Annotated in this window: 15 protein-coding genes; 5 read left to right on the top strand and 10 right to left on the bottom strand. The window is 66.8% G+C overall.

Annotated features, from left to right (window positions below; genetic code table 11):
* Position 1: 1 nt before the first annotated feature.
* The 7 genes from cobN to AB4061_RS33355 form a co-directional block, all read right to left on the bottom strand.
* On the bottom strand, positions 2 to 4,027 hold the full coding sequence (gene cobN, locus AB4061_RS33385; protein WP_441640458.1) for a cobaltochelatase subunit CobN: 4,026 nt from the start codon (positions 4,025 to 4,027) through the stop codon (positions 2 to 4).
* A gap of 45 nt (positions 4,028 to 4,072) precedes the next feature.
* Positions 4,073 to 6,364 (bottom strand): TonB-dependent hemoglobin/transferrin/lactoferrin family receptor, encoded by a 2,292-nt coding sequence (locus AB4061_RS33380; protein ID WP_441640457.1) that lies wholly within the window; start codon positions 6,362 to 6,364, stop codon positions 4,073 to 4,075.
* A gap of 302 nt (positions 6,365 to 6,666) precedes the next feature.
* Positions 6,667 to 9,864 (bottom strand): efflux RND transporter permease subunit, encoded by a 3,198-nt coding sequence (locus AB4061_RS33375; protein WP_441640456.1) that lies wholly within the window; start codon positions 9,862 to 9,864, stop codon positions 6,667 to 6,669.
* A gap of 18 nt (positions 9,865 to 9,882) precedes the next feature.
* Positions 9,883 to 11,127, bottom strand: a complete 1,245-nt coding sequence (locus AB4061_RS33370; RefSeq protein ID WP_441640455.1) for an efflux RND transporter periplasmic adaptor subunit — start codon at positions 11,125 to 11,127, stop codon at positions 9,883 to 9,885.
* 198 nt (positions 11,128 to 11,325) lie between these two features.
* Positions 11,326 to 11,955: an MOSC domain-containing protein gene (locus AB4061_RS33365; protein WP_441640454.1), complete on the bottom strand. Its 630-nt coding sequence runs from the start codon at positions 11,953 to 11,955 to the stop codon at positions 11,326 to 11,328.
* A gap of 201 nt (positions 11,956 to 12,156) precedes the next feature.
* Entirely contained in the window at positions 12,157 to 13,332 is a 1,176-nt protein-coding gene (locus AB4061_RS33360; RefSeq protein WP_441640453.1) for an MFS transporter, read from the bottom strand.
* A 146-nt stretch (positions 13,333 to 13,478) separates the two neighbouring features.
* On the bottom strand, positions 13,479 to 14,492 hold the full coding sequence (locus AB4061_RS33355; protein WP_441640452.1) for a D-2-hydroxyacid dehydrogenase family protein: 1,014 nt from the start codon (positions 14,490 to 14,492) through the stop codon (positions 13,479 to 13,481).
* Positions 14,493 to 15,061: 569 nt separating this feature from the next.
* Here AB4061_RS33355 and AB4061_RS33350 point away from each other — a divergent pair.
* On the top strand, positions 15,062 to 16,918 hold the full coding sequence (locus tag AB4061_RS33350) for a phosphoenolpyruvate carboxykinase (GTP) (RefSeq protein WP_441640451.1): 1,857 nt from the start codon (positions 15,062 to 15,064) through the stop codon (positions 16,916 to 16,918).
* A gap of 76 nt (positions 16,919 to 16,994) precedes the next feature.
* Here the strand turns inward: AB4061_RS33350 and AB4061_RS33345 are convergent, their stop codons facing one another.
* Positions 16,995 to 17,663, bottom strand: coding sequence for a response regulator (locus AB4061_RS33345; RefSeq protein ID WP_441640450.1), 669 nt, complete (start codon positions 17,661 to 17,663; stop codon positions 16,995 to 16,997).
* A complete protein-coding gene (locus AB4061_RS33340; RefSeq protein ID WP_441640449.1) occupies positions 17,660 to 19,087 on the bottom strand; it encodes a cache domain-containing protein in 1,428 nt (475 codons plus the stop codon). Before AB4061_RS33340 ends, AB4061_RS33345 begins: the two co-directional genes overlap by 4 nt.
* Positions 19,088 to 19,479: 392 nt before the next feature.
* Here AB4061_RS33340 and AB4061_RS33335 point away from each other — a divergent pair, with 392 nt between their 5' ends.
* The 3 genes from AB4061_RS33335 to AB4061_RS33325 all read left to right on the top strand — a co-directional run bounded on the left by AB4061_RS33335 (position 19,480) and on the right by AB4061_RS33325 (position 22,501).
* Positions 19,480 to 21,552 (top strand): carbon starvation CstA family protein, encoded by a 2,073-nt coding sequence (locus AB4061_RS33335; protein ID WP_441640448.1) that lies wholly within the window; start codon positions 19,480 to 19,482, stop codon positions 21,550 to 21,552.
* Positions 21,553 to 21,603: 51 nt separating this feature from the next.
* Positions 21,604 to 21,798 (top strand): YbdD/YjiX family protein, encoded by a 195-nt coding sequence (locus AB4061_RS33330; RefSeq protein WP_006162283.1) that lies wholly within the window; start codon positions 21,604 to 21,606, stop codon positions 21,796 to 21,798.
* 232 nt (positions 21,799 to 22,030) lie between these two features.
* Entirely contained in the window at positions 22,031 to 22,501 is a 471-nt protein-coding gene (locus AB4061_RS33325; protein ID WP_043350936.1) for a hypothetical protein, read from the top strand.
* 351 nt (positions 22,502 to 22,852) lie between these two features.
* Here the strand turns inward: AB4061_RS33325 and AB4061_RS33320 are convergent, their stop codons facing one another.
* Positions 22,853 to 23,158, bottom strand: coding sequence for a hypothetical protein (locus tag AB4061_RS33320; RefSeq protein WP_441640447.1), 306 nt, complete (start codon positions 23,156 to 23,158; stop codon positions 22,853 to 22,855).
* 192 nt (positions 23,159 to 23,350) lie between these two features.
* Between AB4061_RS33320 and AB4061_RS33315 the strand changes: the two genes are divergently transcribed.
* On the top strand, positions 23,351 to 24,277 hold the full coding sequence (locus tag AB4061_RS33315; RefSeq protein WP_441640446.1) for a LysR family transcriptional regulator: 927 nt from the start codon (positions 23,351 to 23,353) through the stop codon (positions 24,275 to 24,277).
* The last annotated feature ends 55 nt before the right edge of the window (positions 24,278 to 24,332 follow it).

The following is a 24,332-nucleotide window of genomic DNA, read 5'->3' as shown; positions in this document are numbered from 1 at the left end:
CTTAGCGGGTTTCGGATTGTTTTTGGACGAAGGGCGCAGCGCCAGCGCGGCGGCGCGCGCTGAGGCCGCCACCCAGCATGGCGCCGGCCAGTGCGATGCCGGCGGCAAGCCACGACAGCACGGGCACGAGAGCCGCCGCGGGCGGCGTTTTCTCGACCAGTTGCATGCCTTGCACCGGCACCGTTTGCGGCTGCGCCTTGGGCTGGGGTTGCGGCTCGGGCTGCAGCTTGGGTTTGGGCTGCGCTTGCTGCTGAGCGGGACGCGGTGCCGCCGGTGCGCCGGCGGGCGGTGCCGCGCGATCCTGCGTGCCATAGCCTGCGGCGCCGGGCGCCGTGGCCTGCTGCTGCACGTAGCGATTGAAGCTGCGGTTGTCGCTGCGGATATCGTGCCGCTGCGACAGCGCCTGCCACCTGTCAGCCAGCGTCTTGAGCATCTCGGGATCGGCCCCCCAGTAGCCCTTGCGCGCGGCTTCCAGCATGCGCTCGATCACCTGTGCCTGGGCCTGTGGCGCGTTCTTCTCGAACCATGCGTCCAGGCCGAGCTTGTGCTTGTCCTTGACGTAGACCTCGGCGAACTCGGTCCACTGGTCGTCGCGCACGATCTCCGGCGCGACTGCGGTCCAGCCCCAGAAGTTGTTGACGGTATCGAGCACATTGAGCGCGCCGCTATAGCCCTCGGCCTTCATGCCTTCGATCCAGCCGGGATGGAAGTAGCGCGTGCGCAGCTCGGTGGCGAGAAACGATGCCGCCGTCTGCGTGCGCGCGTTGTTGGCATCGCGCAGGTTGGCGATCAGCAGCTCCGGCGCCTTGCCCGTCAGGTGGCGCACGGCCAGGCCGATGCCACCGAGATACTGGAAGGGATCATCGGTGGTCAGCATGCCGTACAGGTTGGAGCTGCGCGCCAGCAGCGCGCCTTCCACGCCCTTGAGGTTCTCCGCGTAGAGATTCAGTTGTGGCAGTTTCTCGCCCCACGTCCTCTCGTCGGGCCCATAGCCGTATTGCATGCGCGCGAGATAGAGGTTGGCCAGCTTGGCGTCCGCTTCCTTGCCGCTGCCAAAGCTGTCGCTGGCCAGCGTAGCGTCGTTCAGTCCCGTGCCATAGTTGCCGCTCTCGCTGGCGAAGATGCGCGTGAGCGCCAGCGACGCGATGCGCTCCGGGGTCATGTCCGCGGCCTTGATCTGCGCCAGCCGCGCGCTGACCGCGCGCGTGCTGGCGGCAACGGCGTTGTCGGGCTCGGGCTGCGCGGCGGCGAGCTTGACCGCCTCGGCCAGCCACTTGATCAGGTTGGGGAAGTGATCGCGATAGAGGCCGGTGGCGGACAGCACCACGTCCACGCGCGGCCGCCCGAGCTCGGCGGCGGGAATCGCTTCCACCCCGGCCACGCGGCCGCCGCTGTCCCACTTCGGGCGGATGCCCATGGCGGCCATCGCCTGCGCTTCGAGCATGCCCTGATGGCGCATGGTCTCCACGCTCCACAGCGAGAAGGCCAGCTTGGCGGGCCATTTGCCGTGGCGCTTGCGCCAGTCGGCAATCATGCTCTCAGCCGCGGCCTGGCCGGCCTGCCACGCTTCGCGGCTAGGTACCTTCGAGGGATCGAAGCCATACAGGTTGCGCCCGGTCGGCAGAGCGTCGGGATTGCGCACCGGGTCGCCGCCGGTGCCGGCCAGCACGTAGCCCCCGGCCAGCGCGGTGAGGATGGATTCGCTCTCCGGCGCGGCGTCCAGGCTGGCGTACAGCGTACGGGCGCGCTGCATGTCTTCGCGCTGTACGGCGTCGGCAAGGCTGGTCAGCGGCGCACCGTCGATCACGTAGTTGCGCAGCATGGCGTACGGCGCCGACTGCGCGAGCTGCTTGTAGTCGAGCGCGAACAGTTCTTCCGGCTCATCGGGAAACACGCGCTTGAGCCATGGTTGCCCGAGCATGGCCATCACCGTGTACAGCCGCAGCTCGGGATCCTGCGACTGGCCGAACGTGTGCAGGCCGTAGGGCTGCAATGCACCAGCGAGCTCGTGCAGATGCGTGTGCAGCGCATCGAGGTATTGGGCAAACTGCGCGCTCGCGCGGGCCTGCGGCCAGCCCATGTCGTCGAGCAGGTGCATGCGCGCGCTGCGCTTGAGGATGTCCTCGCGCAGCGTGTCCTTCACTGCGCCGTCGTCCTGCTGCAGGTAGTTGTGCAACTGGTCGTGCAGCGCCGACAGATCGGTGTGCAGGCCCGCCGGCTTGAACGGCGGCGTCTGGTGGCTGACGATGGTGGCGCGGCCACGGCGCTTGGCCTGCAGCGCCTCGCCCACGTCATCGACGATGTAGGGATAGATCACCGGCACGCTGCCGAGCACCATGTAGGGCTGGTCGGTCACCGACAGGCCGCGCTCCTTGCCCGGCGTCCATTCCTGCGTGCCGTGGGTGCCGTAGTGCACCAGCGCCTCGCGCCCTTCGCGCGCCCACAGGTAGGCCGCCATGTAGAAATGGTTGAGCGGCGTCTTGGTGGAGTGATAGAGCGCTTTCTCGGCGGCGTCTGCGCGCTCGCCGCGTGGCGGTACCGGCATCAGCGCCACGTTGCCGAGCTGCAGGCGCGGGATGGCGAAGCCGGCCACGCCGTCGCGCCTGATCGCCATCGACGAGGCTTCGGGTTCGCCCCAGCGCGCGCTGACCTCGGCGCGGAACGCGGCGGGTTGCGCATCGTACCAGCGGCGGTATTGCGCCATCGGCATCCACGCGGCGCGGTCTGCATCGAGCAGCGCGCCGAGCTGGCCTTCGCGGTAGAAAGGCGCGAGCAGCGCGCCAAGATCGCGCTGCAGCGCGAGTTCGCCGGCGGCCTCGGTGCGGTAGCCCGCGGCATGCAGCGCGGCCAGCGTGGACGACAGGCTGCGCGGCAGGTTGAGGAACGACGCCGACAGATTCTTCTCGCCCGCCGGATAGTTGTAGAACAGGATCGCCACGCGCTTGTCGGCATTCGGCGTGCGCTGCAGGCGCGTGAGCGCCAGCGCCTTGTCGGCCACGGCATCGAGCTGCGCCGGCAGGCTGACGATGCTGCCGTCCTCGCGCGAGGTGGCGGCGGCCAGCATGGGATCGCTCACACCGGCCAGCTCGGGCTGCACGAGGTAGAAGGGCGTGTCGGTGAGGCTGATGCCGTGCGGGTCGCGCTCCCAGTCCTGTGCGTCGCCCTTGCGATAGGGCATGACCTGCAGCACCGGGATGCCGAGCGCTTCGAACTCCGCCTTGCGGCCTGCCGCGTTGAGCATGATCTGGCCGTTGATGAGCACGTCGATGATGCGCCTGCCGCCGGGTGCTGCCATGCGCAGCACGCCGTCCGCGTCCATCACGCCGCTGTAGAACACCAGCGCACGCGCGCCACGCGCTTCGATGCGCTTGATCAGGTCATCGATGAAGGCGCTGTCCAGACCCGACACGTAGGCCTGGTGGATGGCGACGCCGATCACCGGTTGGCCGGCGTGACCAGACACCTTGAGCGCGTCGTCCGGCGAGGCGGTGACCACGCTGGCAAGCCGCGGATGGTAGTAAGCGGCCTTGGGGAAAACGACCGGCGCGGGAATGGCGTTGTCCGCATGCAGCTTGAACTGCTGCGCCGCCAGCGTGCGCATCATCGCGTCGAAGTTGGCGCGGCCACCGTTGACGTAGTACGCCTGCAGCCGCGCGCCGAGCGCATTGTCGATGCCATGCGCATCGAAGCGGTCAGTGGCAATCAGCAGGCGCGGCACGCGCGCATTGGTCCAAAGCGGGCCGAGCTTGGCCAGCATCTCGGTGACGATATGGTCGCGCGGCGCATCCACGATCAGCAGGCCGGCGCCGTCGATGAACGGCGCGATATCCTGCGCGTTCATGCGCTCCAGGTAGCGCGCGTCCAGCGTCATGCCGTGCGCGCGCGCCATGGCCTGCAGCGGCTCGAACTTGCCGGCGGGCACCGGCGAGGTGGTCAGCACCGCGATGCGCGGCGCGGCCGACGCTGGCTGCATGCCGAGCACCAGCCAGGTTATCCACAGCAGGCACAGCGCGCGGAGAAACCGCATCTGGGTTTTATCTTGTGGGGACATGTCGGGTCGATTCGCCTCCGGTCAGAACGACAGCTTCACGCTGGCGGCAAAGGTCCGTCCTGGCTGCGTATAGAAATCCAGGCCCGGCTCGCTGGCGGCCACGCTGCCCTGGCGCACATCGCCCCACAGCCAGTACTTCTTGTCGAACACGTTATTCACCGACAGCACCAGGCTGGCATAGCGGTTAAAGCGCCACCAGCCCTGGATGTCGGCCACGCCATAGCCGCCCGGCTTGAAGTAGGCGAAGGAGGTGTCGTCGGCGCGCGTCACGGCGCGCGCGCCGCGCCAGCGCAGGCTGGCGCCCTGGCCCTGGCTGCTGCTGCCGCGCTCCCACGTCAGCGCGGCGCTGGCGCGCAGCGGCGAGACGCTGTTGAGGGGCTGGCCGGTCTGCTCGTTGTTGCCGTGCGCGTAGGCCACGGCGCTGTCCACGCGCCATTGCGGCAGGAAACGGTAGCTGCCGCGCCACTCGGCGCCGTAGATGCGCACGCTGCTCTGGTTGCGGTACTGGTACGTCGCGCGCAGGCCGGCAAGGCAGGCGGGGTCCGACGGGCAGCGTAGCGCGACTTGCTCGATGAAGTCCTTGTAGCGGTTGTCGAACACCGCGACGCTGGTCTGCACGCGCTCATCCGTATAGCGCGCGCCGATTTCGAACGAGCGGCTCTTCTCCGGGTTCAGGTCGCCATTGGGCGCGGCGCCGTAGCTCTGGATGGTGTTGCGGAAGCTGCCGTTGATCTCCTGGTAGTTGGGCGCGCGGTATCCGAATACGTACTGGGCCCACAGGTTGATGCGGTCGGTGGCTTGCCACAGCGCGGAAAGCTTGGGCGACAGTGCCGAATCGCTCTTGCTGATAGCCGGCCTGGAAGCCACGCTGTTGTACAGCTTGTCGTCATCCGGGCCGAGCGAGTAGTGGTCAAAGCGCAGGCCGGGCGTGAGCGTGAAGCGGCCGCCGGCGAACTGCAGTTCATCCTGCACGAAGATGCCGGTCTGGCGCGTTTCGCCCTTGGGGAAATCGTGGATCGGGAAATTGTCCCCGGCCAGCGATTTCGACACCACGCCGGTGGTGCGGTTGTAGGTGGTGCCGTCGCGCATCTCGCTGGTCTGGGTACGCAAGAAATCCACGCCGGTGATCAGGCGGTGGCCAACAACGCCGGTGTTGAACGACTTGTCGGCCTGCAAGTTGAAGCCGGTCTGCTGCTGGCGGAAGCCAAACAGCAGGTTGACGTCGCACAGGCTGCTGCCAGCCGTGGAGCCCGAGCAACCCGAGCTGGTGCGGCTGCGCACCTGGTTGGTCACGGTGYTGGACTCGCTCTCCTGGTAGAACACCGCCGCGCTCAGGCGATCGATGACACGGCTGGCCGGCTTCCATTCGTAGTCCAGGCTGACGCGGTTGCGCGACAGGTCCTCGGTGCCGCTGGCGGAGGTCACGCGCGGCAGCGCGGTGGACAGCCGGCGGATATCGGTAAAAGTGTCGTTGTCGCGATGCTCGTAAGTCAGCTTGAGGCGATGGCCCGCGGCGGGGTCGAGCACGATCTTGCCGAGCCACGCGTTGGTTTCGCTGTGCTGCGGATTGGCCTTGGTACGGCCAGTCGAGGTGGTGTCGTTGCCACCCATGCTCTGCACTTCGTGCCCCTTGCGGTGCGCGTACATGAACAAGCCCTTGATGGTCTCGTTGCCACCGGCCACGCCCGCGGTCTGGCCGAAGCTGCGGTCGATGCCGTTCCACGACAGGCCGGCTTCGCCGCCCACCGCGCGCCCGCGCATGATGTCCTCGGGATCCTTGGTGACGTACGACACCACGCCGCCGATGGCGTCCGAGCCGTACAGGCTGGAAGCCGGCCCGCGCAGCACCTCGATCCGCTTGAGGAAGGAGAACTCGGGCGCGTCGCGCGTGGCGCTGGACAGGTTGGAGGGCCCGCCGCCGTTGTAGTAGTCGGGCAGGCGCACGCCGTCGACCATCAGCAGCACCCGGTTGTCTTCGATGCCGCGGATATTGATGCTGCCGGCGCCAAAGCGGCGACGGTCGCGGGGCACGTCGATATCGGGCTCATCGGCGAACAGGGCGGCCTCGTCAACGGGCTGGGCACGTTCGATCCGGCTGGCATCGATGGCGGTGATGGTGGAGGCAACGGCGTCGGCGCGCTCCTCGGTGCGAGTGGCGGTGACCACCACCTCGCTTAAGTGGCGGGCCGGATCGGCGGCCAGATCGGCGGCTGGATCGGCAGCCAGGACGGGACCACCAAGGGCGGCGCACACGGCAGCGACAGGCGTGACTCGGACGGAGGCGCGCAAGCGCGCCAGACAGCGGCGTTTCATGGAATTTCCCCAAAGAAAGCGAAACGCTGGCTGGCTAGTGCGAAAACTGTGGCTCGCTCGCGTGGTCAGGCGTGGCTCGGTGAACCCGGTCACGCGTTATTGAGAATGCGAAGTATTATCAATAAATAACTATTTGTAAAGCATGAGTCATCACAATTCATGCCCCTGCGCACGAAGCGCTGCAATTAGTGGCAACGCCGCAACGAAGCCGCAACAATGCCGAAACGATGCCGAAACAAAAAGGGCGGTGCCGACCGATCCGGCACCGCCCCGAGGCGTCGCAATTTGCTACGGCAGCACGCTCAGTGCGCAGCCTCCCCGCCCACCAGGGCCGGCAGACGATTGCCTTCTTCGTCGATCTGCAGCGGGCCGGTGCCCGAGAACCGATCGAGCGCCAGGTAGATCACCGGGGTGATGAACAGCGTGATCACCTGCGAGAACAGCAGGCCGCCCACCACCGCCAGGCCCAGCGGCTGGCGCAGCTCGGCGCCCGCGCCCAGGCCGAGCGCCAGCGGCAGCGCGCCCATCACGGCGGCGAAGGTCGTCATCATGATCGGGCGGAAGCGCAGCAGGCAGGCCTGCCGGATCGCGCGCGCCGGGGCCATGCCCTGCTCGCGCTGCGCGGCCAGCGCGAAGTCGATCATCATGATGGCGTTCTTCTTGACGATCCCGATCAGCATCAGCACGCCGATGGTGGCGATCAGCGACAGCTCCACGTTGAAGAGGAAGAGCGTCAGCAGCGCGCCGACGGCCGCCGACGGCAGCCCGGCCAGGATGGTCAGCGGATGGATGTAGCTCTCGTACAGCACGCCCAGCAGCGTGTAGATCACCGCGAGCGCCGCCACCAGCAGCAGCACCTGCGTCGCCTGGGACGACTGGAACACCGCCGCGTCGCCGCCCCAGCTCGTGAAGATCGAGGTGGGCATGGCGATCTCTTGCTTGTAGGCATCGATCTTGGCCGAGGCCGCGCCCAACGCCGCGCCGGGCGCAAGGTTGAACGACACCGTCACCGAGGGCAGCTGGCCCTGGTGGTTCACGGCGATCGGCCCGACCCGGCGCTCGGTGGTGGCGAAAGCGGAGATCGGCACCATCTGCCCGGTCTTGCTGCGCACGTAGATCTTGGAGAACGCGGTCTCGTCGGCGCGGTCGATGTCGGCCGCCTGCAGGATCACGTAGTAGTTGTCGATCGGCGTGTAGATGGTGGAGACCTGGCGCTCGCCAAAGGCGGAGTACAGCGCCTGGCGCACGTCCTGGATCTGCACGCCCAGCGCGTTGGCCTTGTCGCGGTCAATCGACAACTGCGCTTCCAGGCCCGACTGCTGCGAATCGCTGGTGACATCGCGGAACAGCGGATCGGCGCGCATCTTGCCCATCAGCTTGTCGGAGTACTCCTGCAGCTGGCCGGCCTTCACGCTTTGCAGCGTGTACTGGTAGCGGCTCTTGCTCTGGCGCCCGCCCAGGCGCAGGTTCTGCACCGGCGAGAAGTAGACCGCCAGGCCGGCGATGCCCGACACGTCCTTGCGCAGGGACTCCACCACCTTGGCCATCTTGGGGCGCTCGCCCAGCGGCTTGAGCTCGACGAACATGCGGCCCGTGTTGATAGCGGGGGACGGCCCGCCACCGATCGAGATCACGATGCTGCGCACCGCCGGGTTCTTGCGCATGCGCTCGGCCGCATCGCGCAGGCGCTCGGCCATGGCGTCGAAGGAAATGTCTTGCGGGCCTTCGGCATTGACCTGGATCTGCCCGATGTCTTCTTCCGGGAAGAAGCCCTTGGGGATCATCACGAACAGCACCGCGGTCAGCACGAAGGTCAGGCCGGCCACCGCCAGCACCGACTTGCGGTGCGCCAGGCACCAGTCAAGCCCGCGCGCATAGCGGTGGAGCGTGAATTCGAACAGGTTCTCGAACCACTGGGTGGAGCGCAGCCCGATGGTCTGCTTCTGCACGATGGCCGGTGCATGGCCGGCATCCGCGTGGTCGCCATAGGCATGTTGCGACTCGTCGATCGGTACGTTCTCGGCCGACAGGAAACGCGCGCACAACATCGGGATCAGCGTGAGCGACACCAGCGCCGACACCAGGATGGCCAGCGATACCACCGCCGCGAACTCGTGGAACAGCAAGCCGATCACGCCCGGCATGAAGAAGATGGGGATGAACACCGCCACCAGCGAGATCGAGATCGAGAGGATGGTGAAACCCATCTCGCGCGAGCCGACCAGCGCGGCTTTGAGCGGCGGCACACCCTCCTCGATATGGCGCACGATGTTTTCCAGCATCACGATGGCATCGTCCACCACCAGACCCACGGCGAGCGTGATGGCCAGCAGCGACACATTGTCCAGGCTGTAGCCGAAGGCCTTCATCAGCGCCACCGTGCCGATCAGCGAGATCGGCAGCGACACGGTGGGAATCAGCGTGGCGGCGGCGCGGCGCAGGAACAGGAAAATCACCATCACCACCAGCCCGACGGTCAGGGCCAGCGTGAACTGCACGTCGTGGATGGATTCGCGGATCGACTGCGAGCGGTCGTTGACCACGGCCACGTTGACCGAATCCGGCATCTGCTGGATCAGGCGCGGCAGCGCGTTCTTGATGGCGTCCACCACCGCCACCGTATTGGCATCGGGCTGGCGCAGCACGGCCAGCACGATCGAGCGCTCGTTGTTAAGCCAGCTGCCGGTCTTGATGGTCTCGACGCTGTCTTCCACATCGGCCACGTCAGACAGCCGCACCAGCGCGCCGCTGGGCTGGCTGGCCACGATGATGTTGCGGAACGCGTCGGCGCTGGCAAGCTGGCGGTTGGCCTGGATGGTGAGCGTCTGGCGCGCGCCGTCCAGCGTGCCCACCGGCGTGTTGGCGTTGGCGCGGTTGAGCGCCGTGGCCAGCTCATCCAGCGTGAGGCCGCGCGCGGCAAGCGCGTCCGGGTGGGCGCGCACGCGCACGGCAAAGCGCTTTTGCCCGAACACCTGCACCTGCGCCACGCCCGGCAAGGTGGCCAGGCTGGGCGAGATCAGGTTGTCGCCGAAGGCGTTGAGCTCGGCCAGGCTCATGGCCGGCGAGTTGATCGCCAGCAGCAGCACCGGCGCATCGGCCGGGTTGACCTTGCGGTACGACGGCGGCACCGTCATTTCGATTGGCAGCGCGCGTTGCGCGCGGAACAACGCCGCCTGCACGTCCACGGCCGCGGCATCGATGTCGCGGTCGTTGTTGAACTCGATGGTGATGCTGGAGTTGCCGAGCGTGTTCGACGAGCTGATCACCGACACGCCGGGAATGGTGGCGAACTGCTTTTCCAGCTGGGTCGCCACCGAGGCCGCCATGGTCTCGGGGCTGGCCCCGGGCAAGGTGGCCGTGACCTGGATCACCGGCGAGTTGAACGACGGCAGCGCCGCGATCGGGATGGTGGGGTAGAGCGCAATGCCGGTGACGATGACTGCCAGGCACAGCAGGATCGTCATCACCGGGCGGCGGATACAAAGCTCGGACAGGGTCATGGTGTCAGTGCCCTGGGCTCAATGCTTGGCATTGGCGTTGGCATCGGCGGCGGCAGCGCTTGCCGCGCCGGCCTTGGCCGCGGGCGTCGCTTCCCGCACCATGCTGCCGGCGCGCAGGTTCTGCGCGCCTTCCACCACGACGCGCGTGCCGGGCGGCACGCCATCGATCACGGCGGCGCTGGCGGTAGAGACCTGCACCTTCACCGGCATCGGCTTGACGCGGTTGTCCGCCTGCACAGCGTAGACAAAGCGGCCCTCCGGCCCCGTCACCACCGCCTGCGGCGGCACCGACAGCGCGTTCTTCAGGGTCTGCACCACGGCGTCCACGTTGGCATACGTCCCCGGCCACAAGCGCTGCTCGTCGTTGTCGAACTGCGCCTTGATGCGGATGCTGCCGTACTGCGGGTCCACCGTGTTGTCCACAAAGCTGATCTTGCCGGTCACGGGGGTCTTGCTGCCGTCGTTGGGCAGCGCGGTCACGGCAACAGGGCCGGCGTGCAGTGCCTCGCGCAGCGCGGCGAGCTGGCGCTCGGGCAGGGTGAAGGTGACGGCAATCGGCTGCACCTGGGCGATGGTGACCATCGGCAGGGCGCTGTTGGGCATCACCAGCGAGCCGGGGAACATATTGATCACGCCGGTGCGCCCGCCGATGGTGGCGCGGATGGCGCCGTAGCTGACCGCCACGCGGCTGGCTTCGATGGCGGCCTGGTCGGCGCGCAGGGTGGCCTCGAAGCCGTCGACCTTGGCCTGGGCCGTATCCACCGCGCTCTTGGAGATGAAGTTGCGCTGCAGCAACTCATTGCTGCGCACCAGCGTGCGGCGGGCATCGGAGAGGTCGGCCTGGTCGCGCATCAGCTGGGCCTGGGCCTTGGCGAGGTTGGCCTCGTCCATGCGGGTGTCGAGCGTGAAGAGCAGGTCGCCCGGCTTGACGGTCTGGCCTTCCTTGATATGGACGGTGCGCACGGTGCTGGACACTTGCGGGCGGATCTCCACCGTGGCGAGCGCGCTCACCGTGCCGTTGGCCGTCACCCGCAGCGGCACGTCGCCCTGCTGCACCACCGCAGTGGTCACTACCACCACGGGCGGCGCCTTGGCCGCCGGCTTGGGCGCCGTCCAGGCACGCCAGCCGAACCATCCGCCAGCAGCCAGCGCGATCAAGACCACACCGAGCAACCAGGGCGACACACCCTCGCCGGTACCCGTGGAAGGACTCCACTTAGCGTCGACGAAGCCCTTGGCCTGGTCGATCCCGTTCGTTTTCATGTGAGGACTCTCTGACAGTGCGCGCAAAATGCGCCCGCTCCCCGGTGGCCCGGCCTTCTGGGAAACCGGTGCCGCGCTGCGGAAAACCGCTAGTAGTACAGGATCAGGGGCGTTGAAGGCCAGTGCCCGCGCAATCCACGCCATTACAAACTATTACAGCGCGAAAAGATGCCTGCTTGTATCGAGAGTCAAACATTATCAGAAAAGCGGCTTCAGGCGGCCATTGCGTTGCCGGGTGTTGATGCTTTCTATCGACACATCGCGCGGTCCCGGCGCGATGATCACCGCGGCGCCGGCCTGGAGCTCGCCGGGGGTGACCACGCTCAGGTAAATGCCGGAATAGCCGCTTTGCACCATATGCTTGATCGCATGGCGGTAGCCCATCACGGCGTTGAACTTGTAGCAGGGCTGGCGCGGCGACTCCACCCGGAGCACGACGTCGCCAATGCGCAGCAGATCCCCCACCCACAGATCGGTCTCGAGCACGCCCTCCAGGGTCAGGTTTTCGCCCATGGCGCCGGGCACGAGCGGCTTCTCGGCCTCGGGCAGCCGTGCTTCCCGGCGGCGCGCGTTCCACCAGGCGTAGTGTTCGGCCGGGTAGGCGTAGACCGCCTTGTCCAGGCCGCCATGCACGCTCAGGTCGGCCTGTTCGTCGCCCGCCAGCCCCAGCGGGCTCACCGCCACCGACAGCGGGTGCAGCAAGGTGCTGAGCGGATGCTTGCGGATGCCGGACATCACCACCGCCTCGGTGCCCACCGCCGCCACGACGAGCGGGACCGCCTTGCCGACGCTGATGGCGATGAGGCGCATGCCGATGGATGTGCTCATGCCGTCTCCTTGATCCTGTGTCCTTTATCTTAGCGCCGGGATTTTCCAAACAGAGGTATCAAGCGGCTGCCGCGTGTGCGGCGCCGCACGGCTGGCGGCTTTGTCCGCTTTGTCCGCTTTGTCCGCTTTGTCCGCTTTGTCCGCTTTGTCTGCTTTGTCTGCTTTGTCTGCTCGGTCCAGTGGGGCGATGAGTCGGTTGGCTCAGGCCTGCTGCCGCGCCGTCTCGCGCAGGCACCAGCGCTGCCCCAGCACCCGCGCCCGCTGCGACACCACCAGCGCCAGCAGCATCAGCGCCGCCGCCCCCCAGTGCAGGGAGTCGGCGCCAGCGGTCGCGTAGATCGCCGCACCGCCCATCGCGCCCAGGGCCTGGCCGAGGTAGATGGAAGACGAGTTGAGCGAGATCGATACCGCCGCGCGCTCCGGCGCCAGCGCGACCAGCCGCGCCTGCTGCGCACTGTTGGTGGCAAAGCCGCCGACACCCCACAGCATGAAGATCAGCACCAGCGCCACCGGCCCCAGTGTCGCCAGCGGCCACAGCAGCATGGCCGCCAGCGAGGTCAGCATGGCGGCCTGAACGATGCGCGCGGGCGTGGCACGGTCCATGCGCGACGCCGCCAGCACATTGCCGCTGACGCCGCAGGCGCCGTAAGCCAGGAACATCAGGCTGAGCGTGCCGCCGCTGATGCCATGCACGTCGCGCAGTAGCGGGGCAATATAAGTAAACAGCGTGAACATTCCGGCCGACTGGATCATGGTGGTGGCCACCACCAGCACCATCGGCGTGTGCCGCAGCACCGCGCCCCAGGCCGCGCGGCCCACCGGTTCCACATACAGCCGCGCCGGCAAGGCCCGCCACACGCCCACCGACGCGCCCAGCGCCAGCAAACCCACCAGCCCCATGCTGAAGCGCCAGCCCAGCGTGCTGGCAATCCACGTCCCCATTGGCACGCCCACCACGCTGGCCACGCTCCAGCCCAGGAAGACAAAGCTGATGGCGCGCCCGCGCGTCTGCGCGTTGACCAGCAACGGCAGGGTGGCGGCGGCTTGCGGGGTGAAGATGGCCGCGCCGATCGCGCTCAGGAAGCGGATCGCCATCAGGCTGGCAAAGCTCGGCGCAAAAGCCGCGGCCAGGTGCATCGCGGCATAGACCAGCAATGAGCCCGCCAGCAGCAGCCGGCGGTCGATGCGCGAGCCGAGCGTGGCGAACAAGGGCGCGCCGACGCAGGTCGCCAGCGCGAACACGGAGATCAACTGGCCTGCGGTGCCGGCCCCGAGCTGGAAATCGCCGGCAATGTCGTTGAGCATGCCGGTGACGATCATCGCGCCGGTACCGATGACAAAATTGCCAAGGCACAGCATCACGAGCCTGGGATCCATGGCGACGGGGGCGGAGAAGGGGGGGACGAAAAACGCGGCCAGAGGCCGCGCGGGAAGTCCGAGTGTAGCGGTTTTGCCCGGTTCGCGTTGCGCGTAGCGCACTCGCCGGCGAGGGGGCCGGCGGGTGGGCGCCTGCGGGCCAGCGCTTAGCGCGACAGCGCCGGGGTCAGCGCCTTGGGATTGGCGATGCTGTCATGCTTGCCGCTCAGCACATCGAGGATGTTCTGGAAGGCGATGCGGAAGTACATCTCATAGCTTTCGCGTTCGACATAGCCCAAGTGCGGCGTGCAGATGCAGTTTTCCATGCGCAGCAGGGCGTGGCCCTGCAGGATGGGCTCGGACTCGAACACATCGACCGCCGCCATGCCGGGACGTCCGCGGTTGAGCGCGGCCAGCAGGGCGTTTTCCTCGACCAGCTCGGCGCGGCTGGTGTTGACGAACAGCGCGGTGGGCTTCATGCGGGAGAAGTCGGCCAGCTTGACCAGCCCGCGGGTCTCGTCATTCAGGCGCAGGTGCAGCGACAGCACGTCGCTGTCGGTAAACAATTGCTCCTGCGACTCGGCCACGGCCAGGCCGTCCTCGCGCGCGGCATTCTGCGAGTTCTCGCGTCCCCATACCAGCACATTCATGCCGAAGGCCCGGCCGTAGCCCGCCAGCAGCTTGCCGATCTTGCCGTAGCCCCAGATCCCGAGCGTCTGCCCGCGCAGCACCTGGCCCAGGCCGAAGTTGGGCGGCATGGTGGTGGACTTGAGCCCGGACTGCTGCCAGGCGCCGTGCTTGAGGCTGGCCACGTACTGGGGAATGCGGCGCTGGGCCGCCATGATCAAGGCCCAGGTGAGCTCGGCCGGGGCCACGGGCGAGCCGGCGCCTTCCAGCACCGCCACGCCGCGCTCCGTACAGGCCTCGACATCCACATGGCCGCCAACGCGCCCGGTCTGGCTGATGATCTTGAGCTTGGGGAGTTTTTCCAGCAGTTGCCGGGTGATGCGCGACCGTTCGCGGATAAGCACCACGGCTTCCACGTCGGACAGGCGTGCCGCCAGCTGGCCAACGCCCTTGACGGTGTTGTTGAACACCTTGACGTCATGGCTATCGAGCAGGCTGAAGCACGACAGCTTGCGAACGGCATCCTGATAGTCGTCGAGTACGGCAATCTTCATCGGAAACTCTATTTTGGCTATCGCAAGGTGCGCACACCCACATTGAGGCGCACCCATCAACGTTATAGTTTTAGCATCTGCCGCCCGACACCGCACCGAATGCCGCACGCGGCGGGAACAATCCCACTCGACACGAAAGTGAGCCGACGGACAGGCAGACGAGACAATACGGCATGGCCCGGAATCGCGCACAAACATTGCTGCGGAGCAAAAAACAGCGGCGTGCGGCGGTGGTATCCTTGCCGGTTCCGGTGCCGCCCCAGATTGTCGGTCGAGCCGTGCTCCCGTCACCCGAGCCGCGCCGGACAAAGCCTGCCCGGCCCTGCCAAAGGCGAAGCGCAACTGTAGCGCAGCCGCGGGGCCTGTCGCGACCTTTTGCGCAGTTCCGGTCGCTGTGCAGTTGTAACGGGATGTGACGATCCTGGTCAGAGCCGCCCTACGCGGCCCGGTGCGGAACCAGTGGCGAATTGCCGCGGTCTGCCCAGGTCGTGGGGCCGCTGCCAGCCGTCTCCCGGCCGCGGCAACCGGCCTGGCTTTGCAAGATTTCCTTTACGCTTTGGAGTAGCAGTATGAACCACCCCACCATGCAGGGCACGCCCGCACTCAACGTACCGGCCTGGGTCAAGCACCAGAAGCTGGTCGCCTGGGTGGCCGAGTTCGCGGCCCTCGCCAAACCCGACAGTATCTACTGGTGCGACGGCTCGCAGGAAGAGTACGACCGCCTGTGCGAGCAGATGGTCGCCGCCGGCACCATGAAGCGCCTGAACCCGGCCAAGCGCAAGAACTCGTTCCTGGCACTGTCCGACCCATCCGACGTGGCGCGCGTGGAAGACCGCACCTTCATCTGCTCGCAGAAGAAGGAAGACGCCGGCGCCACCAACAACTGGACCGCCCCGGCTGAAATGCGCCAGACGCTGTCCGGCCTGTTCGACGGCTGCATGCGCGGCCGCACGCTGTACGTGGTGCCGTTCTCGATGGGCCCGCTGGGCTCGCCGATCGCCCACATTGGCGTGGAACTGTCGGATTCGCCGTACGTTGCCGTCAATATGCGCATCATGACCCGCATGGGCCGCGCCGTGTTCGACGTGCTGGGCACCGATGGCGAGTTCGTGCCGTGCGTGCACACCGTGGGCAAGCCGCTGGCTGCCGGCGAGAAAGACGTGGCCTGGCCGTGCAACCCGACCAAGTACATCGTCCATTTCCCGGAAACACGCGAAATCTGGTCGTACGGCTCGGGCTACGGCGGCAACGCSMTSCTSGSCAAGAAGTGCTTCGCGCTGCGCATCGCCTCGACCATGGGCCGCGACGAGGGCTGGCTGGCCGAGCACATGCTGATCCTGGGCGTGACCTCGCCGGAAGGCAAGAAGTACCACGTGGCCGCCGCGTTCCCGTCGGCCTGCGGCAAGACCAACTTCGCCATGCTGATCCCGCCCAAGGGCTTCGAAGGCTGGAAGGTCACCACCATCGGCGACGACATCGCCTGGATCAAGCCGGGCCAGGACGGCCGCCTGTACGCCATCAACCCGGAAGCCGGCTACTTCGGCGTGGCCCCGGGCACCAGCGAGAAGACCAACTTCAACGCGATGGCTACCCTGAAGGAAAACGTCATCTTCACCAACGTGGCGCTGACCGATGACGGCGACGTGTGGTGGGAAGGCATGAGCAAGGAAGCCCCGGCGCACCTGATCGACTGGCAGGGCAAGGACTGGACCCCGGCCATCGCCAAGGAAACCGGCGCCAAGGCTGCCCACCCCAACGCCCGCTTCACCGCCCCGGCCGTGCAGTGCCCGTCGATCGACGATAACTGGGACAACCCCGCTGGCGTCGCCATCGACGCGTTCATCTTCGGCGGCCGCCGCTCCACCACCGTGCCGCTGGTGACCGAGGCGCGCAACTGGACCGAAGGCGTCTACATGGCCGCCACCATGGGCTCGGAAACCACCGCCGCCGCTGCTGGCCAGCAAGGCGTGGTGCGCCGCGACCCGTTCGCCATGCTGCCGTTCTGCGGCTACAACATGAGCGACTACTTCGGCCACTGGCTGGCGCTGGGCAAGAAGCTGGAAGCGTCCGGCGCCAAGCTGCCGGGCATCTACTGTGTCAACTGGTTCCGCAAGGATGAAGCCGGCAACTTCGTGTGGCCGGGCTTTGGCGAGAACATGCGCGTGCTGTCGTGGATGATCGACCGCGTCGAAGGCCGTGGCAAGGGCACCGACCACGTGTTCGGCACCTCGCCCAGCTTCGAGGACCTGAACTGGGAAGGCCTGGACTTCACCAAGCAGCAGTTCGAGCAGGTCACCTCGATCGACCACGCCGCCTGGCAACAGGAACTGGCGCTGCATGAGGAGCTGTTCACGCAACTCAAGCACAACCTGCCGCAAGCCCTGGTGGATGCCAAGGCCGCGCTGGCCAAGCGTCTTGCTGCCTAAATAACAGGCACACCAGCCGAAGCCGTCGAACAGGCCAAAGCCACACGCCCACTCCGTTAACAGGGGTGGGCTTTTTTCATTGGGACCCGCTCGGGCCGCCCTCCGTGCTGCCTTGCTCCACGGCGAACTTCACCAGCTCCGCGCGGCCTTCGATGCCCAGCTTGCGCCGCAGGTTGAGCCGGTGGGTCTCGATGGTGCGCACCGAAACGCCCAGCGCGGCGGCAATGTCCTTGTTGGCCTGGCCGCGGCCGATGCAGTTGAAGATGTCGCGCTCGCGCGGGGTGAGCGCATCGAGCGGCCCGGCGGCCGGGGTTTGCTCGGCCATGCTGCGGGCGATGCGGGCGCTGTAGAAGACGCGGCCGGCCAGCACCGCGGCAATGGCAGCCATCAGCTCGTCGGCGGGCGCATCCTTGAGCACATAGCCGCGCGCGCCGGCGCGGATCGCCTGGCGCACGTATTCGAGGTTGTCGTGCATCGACACGATCAGCACGGCCAGCTCCGGATAGTCCTCATGCAGCGCGGCGGCCAGCGCGATGCCGCCCATGCCTCGCATGCCGATATCGGTGATGACCAGCTCAGGCATGTGCTCGGCGCTGGCCCGCGCCAGCCAAGCCAGCGCGGCCTCGCCGTCGTCGGCTTCGCCCACCACCGCAAGCTCGGGCTGCAGGGCAAGGCGCATGCGCATGCCGTCGCGCACCAGCGCATGGTCGTCGATCAACAGGACGCGGGCGGGGGCGGGGGTCATGAGTGGGGGTTTCCTCGTAAATCTGGCGAATCTGGCGAATCCGGGTGGTGGCGTGCGGCCGACGGTGCCGGCACCACCGGCACCGCTGCGCTCAGCCGGGTCGAGCCCGGCCCGGAGACGATATCGAACTCGCCGCCCAGCGCGGCAATGCGCTCGCGCAGGTTGCGCAGGCCGATGCCGCGCTTCGGATCGAGCTGCATGCGCGCTACGTCGAAGCCGGCGCCGTCATCCTGCACGGTCAGCCGGGTAGCGTTGGCATCGAACGCCAGCATCAGCGTGACATGGCGCGCATGCGCATGCCGCTCCACATTGGTCAGGGCCTCCTGGGCGATGCGATAGAGGGCTGTGGCCTGCTCGTCGGCAAGTTCGCGCGGCTTGCCCGTGTGCGACACGGAAATCTGCAGCCCGCTGCCTTCCTGCATCTCGCGTGCCAGGTGCTCCAGCGCGGCGAACAGGCCAAGGTCGTCAAGCAGAGCGGGGCGCAGGTTGCGCGCCACCCGGCGCACCTCGTTGAAGACCGTATCCAGGCGGACCAGCGCCGTGCCGAGCACGGGCGCAACCGACTGGCCCTGGTCCGGGGCCATGCGCAGGCGGTTGGCGGCCGTCTCCAGCAGCAGCTTGACCGACACCAGCAGCTGGCTGATGCCATCGTGCAGCTCGCGCGACAGCCGCGCGCGCTCCTCTTCCTGCGACTGCACCACGCGCTGGGCCAGCTGCCGCAGCTTGGCGTCGGCCTCGCGGTGCTCGCTCACATTGAGCGCCAGTCCGCTGGCGGCCACCAGCAGGATGCTGATCGCGGCAATCACGCCGATCCACGCCATGGTTTCGCGGATATCGGTCTCCGCCCGCGCATCGAGCTGGCGCAGGGTGCGCTCCACGTCGTCGAGATAGATGCCGGTGCCCAGCATCCAGTTCCACTCCGGCACGGCGACCACGTAACCCAGCTTGGGGGCCAGTTGCCGCGAGGAGGGCTTTTTCCACATATAGCGCACCGACCCGCCGCCGGAACGGGCCGCGGCGATCAGCTTCTGGATGGTGAGCGCGCCCTGCGGGTCCCGCAGGCTCCACAAATCCTGTCCGACCAGCTCGGGCTGGCGCGGGTGCATCAGATTGCGGCCTTGCAGGTCATAGAGGAAGAAGTAGCCGTCGGGGCCGTAGTCCAGGCGCGCCAAGGCCTGCATGGCGGCGTCACGGGTGGCCGCATCGTTGTGGCCCGAGCGCACCATCGGCGCGATCGCGCTTTGTGCCAGTTCTACGTAGTGACGCAGCTCGACTTCCTTGCTCTGCAGGTAGGCCGCCTCGACCAGGGCGCGCTCGTGGCTTGCCAGCTGGGTGGCCTGGTAACGCACGGCCAGCGCGATGCCGAACATGGCCACGGCGAGCGGCGCGACGGCCAATAACAGGATTTTCTGACGGAGTTTCATCGGGACCGGGGTAAACACGGATGACGCGCAAGCGGCATGCGAGCGTCGATCTACGTAGTAACACGCAGCATCGCTGCGTAGTTCCGCGCTTGTGCCGCCAGGGACGGGTGTCAATACTACACGCCGGACGCGCGCGCGCCGCTCAAGCGGCGTCATGCATGCGTCCTGCGCAGTGGGTGCGGCTAGCGTCAATGCTGTTTGCATCGCCCGCCTGCGACGACCAGATCCGGATCTTGCGAGACATACCGGGCGTCGACGGAGACATGGCTGGGACCATCCCGCCACCCACCCCTCCGCCCGCCGCCACCAGGGGACGCCGCCCAGGTGCCCCCCTTGCTTCCGGCACCTGCCGCCGCCGGCATTCCTAAAAATGGTCTGAGGAGACCCTCATCATGAATCGCATCGGGCAACACCTGGTGTGGCTGGCCGTCGCCATCCTTGGCGCCTTCGCCTTTGCCACCGTTGCACTGTCTCGCGGCGAAGCCGTCAGTGCCTTGTGGATCGTGGTCGCCGCGATCTGTATCTATCTGATCGCCTACCGCTACTACAGCAAGTTCATCGCCGAGAAGGTGATGCAGCTCGACCCCAAGCGCATGACGCCGGCCTGGCGGCATAACGACGGGCTGGACTACGTGCCGACCAACAAGGCCGTGCTGTTCGGCCACCACTTTGCCGCCATTGCCGGCGCCGGCCCGCTGGTGGGTCCCGTGCTGGCCGCGCAGATGGGCTATATGCCCGGCATGCTGTGGATCCTGGCGGGCGTGGTGTTTGCCGGGGCAGTGCAGGACTTCATGGTGCTGTTCATCTCCACGCGCCGCGACGGCCGCTCGCTGGGCGACCTGATCAAGTCCGAGATGGGCACGGTGCCAGGCATGATCGCGTTGTTCGGCTGCTTCATGATCATGATCATCATCCTGGCGGTGCTGGCGCTGATCGTGGTGAAGGCGCTGGCGGGCTCGCCCTGGGGCACGTTCACGGTGGGGGTGACGATTCCTATCGCCCTCTTCATGGGCATCTACACGCGCTACATCCGCCCGGGCCGCATCGGCGAGGTGTCGGTGATCGGCTTCGTGCTGCTGATGCTGGCCATCATCGGTGGCCAGTACGTGCATGAGAGCGCCGTGCTCGCGCCGCTGTTTACCTACGACGGCAAGGCGCTGACGTGGATGCTGATCATCTACGGCTTTATCGCTGCCGTGCTGCCGGTGTGGCTGCTGCTGGCCCCGCGCGACTATCTCTCCACTTTCCTGAAGATCGGTACCATCATCGCGCTGGCCATCGGCATCCTGATCGTGGCGCCGGAGTTGAAGATGCCGGCGTTCACCCAGTTCGCCAAGGGCGGCGGCCCGGTGTGGTCGGGCAACCTGTTCCCGTTCCTCTTCATCACCATCGCCTGCGGCGCGGTGTCGGGCTTCCACGCGCTGATCTCCTCGGGCACCACGCCCAAGCTGCTTGAGAGCGAAGCGCATATGCGCTTTATCGGCTACGGCGCGATGCTGGCCGAATCGTTCGTCGCCATCATGGCGCTGGTCGCGGCCTCGGTGATCGAGCCGGGTGTGTATTTCGCCATGAACAGCCCGGCAGCCGTGATCGGCACCTCGCCGGAATCGGTGGCCCAGGTGGTTTCGGGCTGGGGCTTCGTGATCACGCCGGATGTGCTGATCCAGACCGCCAAGGACGTTGGCGAGAACTCCATCATCTCGCGCGCCGGCGGCGCACCGACGCTGGCGGTGGGGATTGCCCACATCCTGCACCAGGTGGTGGGCGGCCAGGCCATGATGGCCTTCTGGTACCACTTCGCCATCCTGTTCGAGGCGCTGTTCATCCTGACCGCGGTGGACGCGGGCACCCGCGCCGGGCGCTTCATGCTGCAGGACCKGCTGGGCAGCTTCGTGCCCTCGTTCCGCCGCACCGACTCGCTGCCGGCCAACCTGATCGCCACCGCGCTGACCGTATCGTTCTGGGGCTACTTCCTGTACCAGGGCGTGGTCGACCCGCTTGGCGGCATCAACACGCTGTGGCCGCTGTTCGGCATCTCCAACCAGATGCTGGCCGCGGTGGCGCTGGTGCTCGGTACCTGCGTGCTGGTCAAGATGAAGCGCGGGCAGTACGCCTGGGTCACCCTGGTGCCCACCATCTGGCTGCTGATCTGCACGCTGACCGCTGGCTGGCAAAAACTGTTCGACGCCGATCCCAAGGTCAGCTTCCTGACCCACGCGGCCAAGTTCAGCGACGCCATCGCCCAGGGCAAGGTGCTGGCCCCGGCCAAGTCGATGGAGCAGATGCACCGCATCGTCTTCAACGACTACCTGGATGCCGGGCTATGCGCGTTGTTCATGTTCGTGGTGCTGTCGATCGTGTTCTACGGTTTCAAGACTGCGATGAAGGCCCGCGCGGAAAACCGGCCGACCGACCGCGAAACGCCGTTTGAACCGATGCCGGCTTCGGCTTCGGCGCAGCATTGAATGCGTGCGCTGGCCACCGGCCAGCGCTGACCCGAGAACAGGAGATCCATCATGCTTGAGCAACTTGGAACCATGGGACGCTACCTGGGCCAGTCCCTGCGCCTGATGGTGGGTTTGCCGGATTACCAGACCTATGTGGCGCACATGGAGGCCACCCACCCCGACCGCGAGCCCATGACCTACGAGGCGTTCTTTCGCGAACGGCAGGAGGCCCGCTACGGCGGGGGACAGGGAAAATGTTGTTGATCTGCACGTGGCACGCGGCTCACTCAAGGGGAAAATGCGAGTGCGCGTAGCCGCACAATAGTCCTAACCCCGTAGTAACTCCGCGCTTCACGCCGTTAAAGAACGGGCCGCCAATTCTGGCGGCCCGTTTTACGTTTCTGCAGCGGTTACAGGGCCTTACACGTGGTTACAGCAAGCTCGCGGCTACATCTCTACACTTGCGTCACAGTTGCTCAACCCAAGGAAGAAGAACATGTCTCGTCATCCCGTTCGCAGTTTCACCCTGGCCATCGCCCTGGCGGCATCCGCGCTGCCGGTGTTTGCGGGCGATATGAATAATGCCCTCGGCGGCGCACTCGGCGGTGTCGCCGGCGCGGCGGTCGGTGGCGCGCTTGGCGGCTCGACCGGTGCGGTGATCGGCGGCGCGGTTGGCGGCGGCGCAGGCGGCGCGGTCACGTCCAACCGCCGCGAGCGCACTGGCGCCATCATCGGCGGCGCGCTGGGCGGCGGCGCAGGCACGGCAGCGGGCAACGCCATGGGCGGGCGCACCGGCGGCCTGTTGGGGGCAGCGGTTGGCGGCGGTGCAGGCGCGGCGCTGGGCGGCAACGTCTCGCGCAGCAACTCCTACGCGGACGAACGCGGCCGCGGCTACCGCGATGACCGCTACTACCGCAGCGGCTACAAGCGCAAGCACGGCCGTGGCCACCACCATCACGACGACTGATCTGCCTGGCGCAGGCGGGGATCATCCCCCGCCCGCCGGCAGCCGGCCTGCGATGCCGGCAACAAGAACGGGCCATGACTGGCCCGTTTTTTTATGCCGTGATTGCCGTGATTTATGCGACGACGCAGCCCGAAAACCTCGCCGGGGGTATCATGCATCACCCAACACCCGTATGCATGCACAGCAAAAGCGGCGCCCCAAAACAAACACGCCCGTACCGGCGTGGTACGGGCGTGTCCTCCAGTAAGTACGGAGAAGGCACTTTCGCACCCTCCCCGTCGGCCTGTGGAGATCAGCCGAAAAGGGGTGGAACCGCCACAAGACGCGGTTCCCGCCGACAGGACGCCTGAATTACAGGGTGGCGGCGCCGTCGCTGAATACGTCGAACTTGCCGGCCTTGGCGCCGTCGGTGTACGGGTCGAACTTGCCAACGCGGGCACCGTCCGTGAACGCGTCAAACTTGCCGGCACGGGCGCCGTCGGTGAAGCTGTCGAACTTGCCAGCCTTGCCGCCGTTGCTATAGACCGAGGTCTGGGTGGCGCGGGCGCCATCGGTGTACGGGTCGAACTTGCCGGCCTTGGCAAAGGCGGGGGCGGCGGTCAGGGTGGCTGCGAGCGTGGCGGCAGCGGCGATCAGGGCGAAACGTTGGCTTTTCATGATTGAATCCTTTCCACAGGCAGGACACCTAGTCTTCTCAGCAGCCTTCGCTGCAATGCGGCATCCGATGGCGTCATATTAGGCATTTCCCTGATATGAATAAATATTGCCGCCGACAATGATTAGTTGTAGTTTCAACAATAAATAACCCACTTTCCGTAAAAATTCGCGGGCAAGACTGGAGACTATGTCATGGACCGGCTGCAATCGATGCGCGTCTTTTCCAAAGTGGTCGAACTGGGCAGCTTTGCTCGTGCGGCGCAACAATTGGAAATGTCCAATGCGGTAGTCACGCGCTATGTGGCCGACCTGGAGAGCCACCTTGGCACGCGGTTGCTGAACCGCACCACCCGCAGCCTGTCGCTGACCGACGCCGGGGAGACCTACCTGCAGCGTTGCCAGCAGATCCTGGAGGACGTGGAGGAGGCCGAGGCCGTGGTGACGGCGCGCAGCCAGTCGCTCTCCGGCACGCTGCGGCTGGTCACGCCGGTGATGTTCGGGCTGCACTTGCTGCCGGACACGCTGGCGCGCTTCCAGGCCCTGTACCCGGAAGTGGTGTTCGACGTGCTGCTATCGGACCGTATCGTCGATATCGTGGAAGAGGGCCGCGACGTGGGCGTAGTGCTGTCGGACCTGGGGCTGGGTTCGCACCTGGTGGCACGCCCGCTGATCTCTGCCGAGATCATCCTGTGCGCCTCGCCAGGCTACCTGCGCCAGCACCCGCCGCTGCGCCACGCGCACGAGCTGACCAACCACCGCTGCATCGCGATGCGCATCCCCACCGCTGAGCATGAATGGACGCTGTCGGGCCCGGAGGGCGAGGTGACGGTGCCGATCCGCCCGGGCCTGCTGTGCAGCAATGCCGAGTTGGCGCACCAGGCGGCACTGGCCGACATGGGTGTGGCGATGCTGTCGTCCTACCTGGCGCGCCCCAATATCGAGGCGGGGCGGCTGACGCACATCCTGCCGCAGTACCAGTTGCCCAAGCGCGATATCAGCGTGGTCTACCCGAGTCGCAAGTTCCTGCCGACCAAGGTCCGCGCCTTTATCGATTTCCTGCTCGAAGAGGGCAAGATCCGCAGCGACAACCAAGAAGGAGAGCGCAGGATCGAAGGGTAGTAAAGGTAAAGGGAAGGGAAGCGCGGAGCGCGCGGCGCCCGCCCGGCGCCCGCGC

Origin of the sequence: Cupriavidus sp. YAF13, assembly GCF_052113425.1 — a bacterium.
In the GTDB taxonomy this organism is placed as follows: domain Bacteria; phylum Pseudomonadota; class Gammaproteobacteria; order Burkholderiales; family Burkholderiaceae; genus Cupriavidus.
This window is presented reverse-complemented; position numbering and strand designations above follow the sequence as displayed.